5 protein-coding genes, 1 tRNA gene and 1 pseudogene are annotated in these 8,102 nt (G+C 45.8%); 4 read left to right on the top strand and 3 right to left on the bottom strand.

Annotated elements, in window-relative coordinates; translation table 11 throughout:
• The first annotated feature begins 722 nt into the window (after positions 1-722).
• Entirely contained in the window at positions 723-2,753 is a 2,031-nt protein-coding gene (locus CS022_RS22910; protein WP_129124207.1) for a tetratricopeptide repeat-containing diguanylate cyclase, read from the top strand.
• Positions 2,754-2,844: 91 nt separating this feature from the next.
• Here the strand turns inward: CS022_RS22910 and CS022_RS22905 are convergent.
• Positions 2,845-2,931, bottom strand: a tRNA-Leu gene (locus tag CS022_RS22905).
• A gap of 180 nt (positions 2,932-3,111) precedes the next feature.
• On the opposite strand from CS022_RS22905, the gene CS022_RS22900 reads away from it, so the two are divergent.
• On the top strand, positions 3,112-3,591 hold the full coding sequence (locus CS022_RS22900) for an RDD family protein (protein WP_129124206.1): 480 nt from the start codon (positions 3,112-3,114) through the stop codon (positions 3,589-3,591).
• A gap of 56 nt (positions 3,592-3,647) precedes the next feature.
• Here CS022_RS22900 and lptG read toward each other — a convergent pair whose 3' ends face one another.
• Complete coding sequence (gene lptG, locus CS022_RS22895) at positions 3,648-4,721, bottom strand: LPS export ABC transporter permease LptG (protein ID WP_129124205.1); 1,074 nt, start codon at positions 4,719-4,721, stop codon at positions 3,648-3,650.
• Positions 4,721-5,820, bottom strand: a pseudogene (lptF, locus tag CS022_RS22890) (LPS export ABC transporter permease LptF). Before lptF ends, lptG begins: the two are co-directional and overlap by 1 nt.
• Before the next feature lie 191 nt (positions 5,821-6,011).
• Between lptF and pepA the strand changes: the two are divergent.
• The gene (gene pepA / locus CS022_RS22885) at positions 6,012-7,520 is read left to right on the top strand and encodes a leucyl aminopeptidase (protein ID WP_129124204.1); all 1,509 of its coding nucleotides are present in this window, start codon (positions 6,012-6,014) and stop codon (positions 7,518-7,520) included.
• A 108-nt stretch (positions 7,521-7,628) separates the two neighbouring features.
• Positions 7,629-8,087 carry a DNA polymerase III subunit chi gene (locus CS022_RS22880; protein ID WP_129124203.1) on the top strand — a complete coding sequence of 153 codons (459 nt, stop codon included), beginning with the start codon at positions 7,629-7,631 and terminating at the stop codon, positions 8,085-8,087.
• Positions 8,088-8,102: the final 15 nt, after the last annotated feature.

Raw genomic sequence — 8,102 nt, 5'->3', positions numbered from 1 at the left:
CGCCAGCGTTCAATCTGAGCCATGATCAAACTCTTCAATTAGAATTTTGTTGTTATCCGAAGATAACGGCTCAATGAAATACTGTATAAATTGACTGTGCCGATATAACCGAAGTTATTTCGTTTGGTCACTCAGTAAACATTGATAAATCTTTTGTCTATCATTCACGAGTGCCCACACAGATTGCATAGGTCAAATTGTTAAAGAGCGTTGACTCATGAAGCGTTGCTTCACTTGGTCAGGGCTGCGTATGTTACGCTGTCCGACCTTTAAGTCAAGAAGAAATTTTGTGATTTTTCTTGGCGTTAACTCGCCTTTCAAAACATCTTTTTGACTTACCTCATCTGAGGTAGATGACTGGAGGTGAATCTCTTTTTTGATGCCGCCGCCGTGTCAGTGAGGCGGCATTATAGAGACTTTGATCTCACTGACAACCCCCATTTTCCCTTTTTTTAAAATAAAACAATCAAGCGTTCAAAATTCACTCAAAAGTGCTTTTATTAGGATGAAATTCAACCAAACCTGCACTGGTTCGACTTTTTAGCATCATTCTAGGTGCTGAACAGTAAAAGCCATATTATATTCTCTAGTGCCTTTGCGACATATGTTGTATAAGTCTTACATTATCTCGGGCGCGACTGCGTTTGGACCTTTATACCCATGACCCATTCGTTCATGATTCCAGCAACATCAATAAAGCACTTCCTCTAATAGATAAAGAGATGAATAAAATAAAAACGAGTTGGTATTTCTATCTTTTACTGGCAATCACAATGTCGATCAGTGGATTCATACTGTATCCGTCACTGACCGAGAAGTATTCCAGTCAGGGTTCTGAATTGTCTTTACAGGAGCCCTTCCGTCATGAAGACTTGTTATCTCAAACAAAGCTGGGGCAAAAACTACTTTCTATAAAAGCGGAGTCCAACCCGACTAACGCTCTCAAGAAGTTAGACGAGCTACAAAGTAAACACTTCACCGAACTGGAGGCTGACCCGCTTTTACTGGCAAGCTTTTATCTCAATAAGGTCGATGCTTTTGCTAAGTTAAACGACCAATCCAGCATGGAAAAGTTCCGCGACGATGCTTGGGCCTATTGTAACGAAAAAGCACAAAAGTGGTTGTGTGCAAGGGTATTAGCACATCGTAGTTATGACAGCTTACGATTTGGTAAACTTCAACAGGCTGAAAAAGAGCTGTCTCAGGCACAAGCAATCGCAAGTGACATCCAAGATATTCATACGTTGACAGTTATCTCCCTCAATTATGCCAACCTTTATTTAACTAAAAATAAGCTGTTGACTGCCAAATACTACCTCGATCGTGCGATCACTTATGAAAAGCAGCAGCCTAACGAAGGCATGAAATCCATTCTTGATGGCATCGAAGCGCTTTTGGCGATGAATTCACGTGATTGGGTAAATGCTGAAAAGTACTTGCTCAGAGGTCTGGCGTTAGATGTTAACTCTACATCATCGCTTACCCGTTCAACGCATCTGATGCATTATTTTAATCTTGTGAATGTTGCAATAGAACAAAGTGATTACTCAAAGGCACGAGCTTATCTTGCTAATGCCGAAAAGTTACTTGGGGAAGATGATCATTCAGCCATTTTTGGCCACTTCAAATATATTTCTGCCACCTTATTTTTTGCCGAAGGGCATTTAGATGACGCATTGAAAAGCATCAATCAAAGCTTGGAAATCAATGATTATCAGGTTATGGGTTGGGATTATGACGTAACCAAAGCTACGAAAGGCCATATTCTTCTCGATTTAAATAGGGTAGAAGAAGCCAAGGCTATCTATCTGTCCGTTCTTGAAACTGACTCTTTCTCGAACGACCCGTATCGAAGGGCCATCATCTATAAAAAACTTTCAGATGCCTACGAGAGAAAAGGCGACGTCGACTCTGCATACAAATTTTTGAAAAAACATCTCATCGCAAAGATCGAATATGAAAAGTCGTTTTACGAAGATCAGATAGACCAGAAAAACATTGTGTATGCTGAAGGTGTAAAAGAGAAAGATGTTACGCTGGACAGAACAGAAAGAGCATTGAAGGCCTCGCGCCTCGCGCGCGAGCAAATGCAAAACAATGTGCTGATCGTTTGCGTACTGCTCATCTCTTTTCTTGTCATCAGCCAAGTAATGCGTTTAAGAAAGATAACAAGAGAGAATGCTTCGCTTCAATCATCAAACTCCCTACTTACCGAAGAGGCCAATACAGATAGCCTGACCGGACTCCATAATCGTCGTTACCTGATGCGATATGTCGATGAAGAACTACCTGCTAAGCATGGCAGTTCCAATGTGACGTTCACGATCGGTATTCTTGATTTAGATGACTTTAAGCAGTTCAACGATGATTATGGGCATAACATTGGTGATATGGTCCTGGTAGAAACGGCCAGACGTTTAGAAAGTACGCTAAGGAAAGATGATCTTCTGGTTCGTTGGGGTGGAGAGGAGTTTCTATGCCTTTTACAGGATACTCATATCGGAAACACCGACAACGTGATGCAGCGCCTTTGTGAAAGTGTCAGCGGTACGCCCTACATCATTGGCGACCTTAAGTTAAAAGTCACGCTTACTATGGGTGCGGTAAACCAAGTACCGATTGATTTAATAGTAAGTGGATGGGAAAGCCTACTGCATAAAGCAGACGTCGAGCTTTACCATGCAAAACAAAACGGGAAAAACCAATATCGCGCAGTGAGATTGAAAGGTGTCAATATAAAAGAAGACGCCTAACTGGACAAAGACAGTATTATTGCTGCTTTTGATTCTATCGATGAGAAAACAAAAAAGCCTCAGCTAAGCTGAGGCTTTTTTGTTTTGAAATTGGTGCCCGGGGCCGGACTTGAACCGGCACAGTGTCACCACCGGCGGATTTTGAATCCGCTGCGTCTACCAATTTCGCCACCCGGGCAAGTGCGAGCAATTATACGCATGCGAAGGTTCAACACAAGCCTATAATTTGAAAAAAGGTTTTAACTGGCTCTTTTTTAATCACAGTGTACAAATTAACATCTCAACTCACCTGTAATACGTGTTAACTTCGTATCAATACTGGCAATAACACACCAAATTAATCATTCAGGATGAATAGATGTCTCAGCAAGCTACCTACACAGAAGTAAAAGGAGCAGGCTTTTTTCGAAGGCTCGGAGCTTGGTTATACGACTTACTGGTTCTCACTGCCATAGAGATGCTCGCCGTCGGTCTGATCATGGCAGGATTCGCCATCGCGTTATCTTTGGGCGTGTCGCTTGAGGGCTACATCGATACCAGTGATTTTCTGAGTCGACACCCAATCGCTAGCCCGCTCTTTACCGTTTATATATTTGCCGTTGCCATGTTTTTTTATGGATACTTCTGGTGCAAAGGAGGCCAAACGTTAGGAATGCGTGCGTGGAAATTACACATGCAAAATACCGATGGCTCGGCAATTTCACCAACACAAGCAGTCATACGTATGGCAAGTTCGGGGTTCGGCGCTGGCAACCTCTTTGTTTTTTTGTCTCCCACCAATCAGGCACTACAGGACATGGTTGCCAAATGCCATGTCATCAAATCTGACAAACTCTGATAAAAAAAGGGAGCTTTCGCTCCCTTTCCTATTTTCTCTTTTCAACACTTTCTGTTCTAGAGCTTACGCCTTAAGAGGTATAGCGTAATTAAAACGAACAACAGACTTGGCGCAGCAGCACCAATAAACGCAGGGAACTGGTACACCAAAATCATTGGACCAAATACTTCATTGGAAATGTAGAAAGCAAAGCCAAATAACACCCCCGACAGCACTCTCGCGCCCATCGTTACCGAGCGCAGAGGACCAAAGACAAAGCTCAGAGCCAACAGCATCATCACAGCTATCGTCAATGGCTGTAACACTTTTCGCCACAGCGCCAGCTCATAGCGTGAAGCATCTTGCTCGGACTCTTTAAGGTACGAAACATAATCAGCCACGCCTGACAATGACATCTCTTCAGGTTTTACTTCAACAACGGAAAGTTTTTCTGGTGTTAACGTCGTTTGCCAAACGAAGTCATCCAAAGAGCGCTTTGTTATTGCTTCGTTGTTGGCAAAGTCCGTCACGGTAACGTCTTGAAGGCGCCATTTACCTCCTTCGAGAAAATTCGCTTTCTCAGCAAAAATGTGCGTTTTCAATGCTTGTTGATCCGCAAACTTCCATATGTTGACTCCGATTAACGTTCGCTGCTGGTCCGTTTTGGCCATGTAGATAAAATCTTTGCCATCTTTCGCCCAGACACCATGTCGAATCGATTTCACGCTGCCACCAGACTGCGCAAAGGCTCGTAGCTCGCGCGCAGCTTTTTGTGCATCGGGTGCGCCCCACTGCCCGAGCCCCAATACAACCAACATAAGCGGGATAGCTGTTTTCAGCACAGACACACCGATATTCAGTTTGGAGTAACCAGCCGCCTGCATTACCACGAGCTCTGAGCTGGACGCAAGTGTTCCAAGTCCTATCAATGCACCAAGCAGCACAGCCATAGGAAAGAAAAGCTCAATATCACGGGGGATACTCAACAGCACAAACTGTAAGGCAGTTAACAGATCGTAGGTTCCTATGCCAACACCCTTAATTTGTTCCACATACTTGATGATTGCTGACAAGCCCACCAGCGTTCCCAGTACCAAAGATGTTGTCGCAACGATCGTTTTTCCGATGTAGATATCGAGGATTTTAAGCATTAACGTACCCTCCTCATTTTATCTTTGACTATTCGTATCGGTAAGCTATCCCAACTGATGAGCACCAAGGCAATGAAAAAGGTCAACACATTGACTGCCCAAAGACCGATCTCGGGAGGCAATGTTCCGTCCTTTAGCGCCGTTCGGGAGGCAGTTAATGAGAGGAAATAACCCAAATACAACAAGATGGCAGGAAACAATTTTGCGAAACGGCCTTGTCTCGGGTTAACCGAAGAAAGGGGGACCACTAACATTGTCAGTAGCGGTACACAAAGCACAAGAGAAATTCGCCACTGAAGCTCAGCCTGCGCGCTAAGGGATGGATTAGACAATAATTCCATCGTCGGAATCGCCTCCCAGTCACGTGAGCGCTTATCAACTTTTCGCTGGCCTATAAGCACTTGGTAAATATCGAAGTCCGTGACTGAGTAATCCAAACGAGTAGGAATCCCCTCAAAGCGCTCACCATCAGCCAATTCAAGCACTTGGCGCCCATCTGGTAATTCGGTCACAATACCTTTCTTTGCGACTGCCACTGTCGGCTTCAACGCCTCTCGCGACACAGGTTGGGCAATAAATATGTCATGTAGCTCGCGGCCTTTATCCGTTATGTCGTTAACATAGACCACACCTAGCCATCAGGGGTAGATTGAATCTGCCCTTTGACGAGCAAATTTACCCCTGAGTCTGCCTCAAAATTCTCGTACAACTTCATCTCTTTATTTGCAGCCCAAGGCACGAGCCAAAGGGAATTAAACGCGGCGACGGCACCCGTCATTAATGCTAGGTAAATGGCCGCGCGAATAAGAAATTTATTCCCTATACCTGTCGCGTTCATCACCGTAATTTCACTCTCGGCATACAGGCGGCCAAACGTCAGTAATATTCCGATAAACAAGCTTAGTGGTAACATCAGCATGACCATGTACGGAAAGTACAACGCAACCAGCGCCATCAATTCACTGCTAGGAATAGATCCGTCTGTCGCGTCGGCAAGAAGACGAATAAACTTCTGGCTGAAAAACACCAAAAATAATATGAACAACACCGCAAATTGTGTTTTTACTGTTTCTCGGATCAGATACCGAACGATAATCACGCGATCTACCTTTAGAAAACTTGTTTTTTTACTCGAATAACTATAGTTTTTCGGTAAATTAGTTGTTTTTTAATCTTTCGGTCAAATGTTAACCGCTTTTTAAGACTCTGCTACTTAAGAAAGTAGGAAGCAATCAAAGCAGGCATTATCCAACATTTGACCTCACTTGTCTTTAGGATGTAGGAGTACGCATGGAGTTCAGTGTAAAAAGCGGGAGCCCCGAAAAACAGCGCAGTGCGTGTATCGTGGTCGGCGTTTTTGAACCACGACGACTCTCCCCTGTCGCGGAGCAACTCGACAAAATCAGTGATGGCTACATTAGCAGCCTTTTACGCCGTGGTGATCTGGAAGGAAAACCGGGTCAAATGCTACTGCTTCACCATGTACCGAACGTACTTTCTGAGCGCGTGCTTTTAGTCGGTTGTGGCAAAGAGCGTGAACTTGGCGAACGTCAGTACAAAGAAATTATCAAAAACACCATCAATACATTGAACGAAACCGGTTCAATGGAAGCGGTGTGTTTCTTGACTGAGTTGCACGTCAAAGGCCGTGATACGTATTGGAAAGTACGTCAGGCGGTAGAAAGCACTAACGACGGACTTTATACCTTCAACCAGTTCAAGAGCGTGAAGCCGGAAACTCGTCGCCCGCTTCGTAAACTGGTCTTCAATGTACCAACCCGTCGCGAACTGAACCTTGGTGAACGTGCGATTGCCCACGGCCTTGCTATTTCTTCTGGTGTAAAAGCCTGTAAAGATCTTGGCAACATGCCACCAAACGTCGCAAACCCTGCATACCTTGCCTCTCAGGCTCGCCGTCTGGCTGATGACTACGAAAAAGTCACCACCAAGATTATCGGTGAACAAGAAATGCAAGAGCTTGGTATGACATCATATCTTGCTGTAGGTCGGGGTTCGCGCAACGAGTCCATGATGTCAGTCATGGAGTATAAAGGTAACCCGGATCCAGACGCTAAACCTATCATTTTGGTCGGTAAGGGCCTAACGTTTGATGCTGGCGGTATCTCGCTCAAGCCACCTGCTGCTATGGACGAAATGAAATACGATATGGGCGGTGCGGCTTCTGTGTACGGCACCATGCGCTCGCTGGCTGAACTTGATCTGCCTATCAACGTTGTTGGTGTGCTCGCTGGCTGTGAAAACATGCCTGACGGCAATGCGTATCGCCCGGGCGATATCCTGACCACCATGTCAGGCCAGACAGTTGAAGTTCTGAATACCGATGCGGAAGGCCGCTTGGTACTTTGTGATGCCCTGACCTATGTTGAGCGTTACGAGCCTGAGTGTGTTGTTGATGTCGCTACACTGACCGGTGCCTGCATTATGGCACTGAGCTACCATATCAGTGCCCTGCTCTCTAACCACAACCCGCTGGCTCATGAGCTGGTAAATGCCTCTGAGCAAGCGAGCGACCGCGCATGGCGTCTGCCGATGACTGAAGAGTATCAAGAGCAGCTGGCTAGCCCATTTGCTGACATGGCGAACATTGGTGGTAAAGGTGGTGGCACCATCACCGCTGGTTGTTTCCTGTCTCGTTTCGCGAAAGCATACAACTGGGCGCACTTGGATATCGCAGGTACTGCATTCCAAGGCGGCAAAAACAAAGGTTCAACGGGCCGTCCCGTCCCACTTCTTGTCCAGTTCTTGCTGAACCGTTCTGGCCACGAGAGTGCGGAGTAACATCCAACACTGAGAAAGGAGGCCAAAAGGCCTCCTTTTTTTTACCCTGACAGCGCATAATGGCAGTCAGAACGAACACAATGCGAACAAATATACGCCGGAGTAGCTATGGCACAGGCAACATTTTATTTACTGGAAGACGGTGACACACCGGCAAACCAGCAAATGGTCAGCAAGACCTGTGATATTGCCAGTGCTTACAGCCAATCAGGACACAAAGTGTATATTGCCGCGTCAGATAAAGCGCAGGCTGAGCTGATCGACGAGACTTTGTGGCAGCAAGGACCCGACAACTTCGTGCCGCATAATCTGGTCGGCGAAGGACCACGTGGTGGCGCGGTGGTAGAAATTGGCTGGCCGGGCGTTCGTCATAATGGGCACCGCAGCGTATTGATTAATCTGGCCGATGAAGCCGCAAGTTTTGCGCCATCGTTCGCACAAGTGATAGACTTCGTGCCTTGCGAAGAGAGTCTCAAGCAGCAGGCACGAGAACGCTACAAAATTTACCGTATGGCTGGCAGGCAAATGCAGACACTGGCCATCAACGAATCTCCTAACTCAAACTGATCCATCAAGAGCGCT

Origin of the sequence: Veronia nyctiphanis (genome assembly GCF_004116385.1) — a bacterium.
GTDB classification, from domain to species: Bacteria; Pseudomonadota; Gammaproteobacteria; order Enterobacterales; family Vibrionaceae; genus Veronia; species Veronia nyctiphanis.
This window is presented reverse-complemented; position numbering and strand designations above follow the sequence as displayed.

Coding starts and splice junctions, on each gene's coding strand:
- CS022_RS22910 (WP_129124207.1), top strand. CDS start 723: ATGAATAAAATAAAAACGAGTTGGTATTTCTATCTTTTACTGGCAATC.
- CS022_RS22900 (WP_129124206.1), top strand. CDS start 3,112: ATGTCTCAGCAAGCTACCTACACAGAAGTAAAAGGAGCAGGCTTTTTT.
- lptG (WP_129124205.1), bottom strand. CDS start 4,721: ATGCTTAAAATCCTCGATATCTACATCGGAAAAACGATCGTTGCGACA.
- pepA (WP_129124204.1), top strand. CDS start 6,012: ATGGAGTTCAGTGTAAAAAGCGGGAGCCCCGAAAAACAGCGCAGTGCG.
- CS022_RS22880 (WP_129124203.1), top strand. CDS start 7,629: ATGGCACAGGCAACATTTTATTTACTGGAAGACGGTGACACACCGGCA.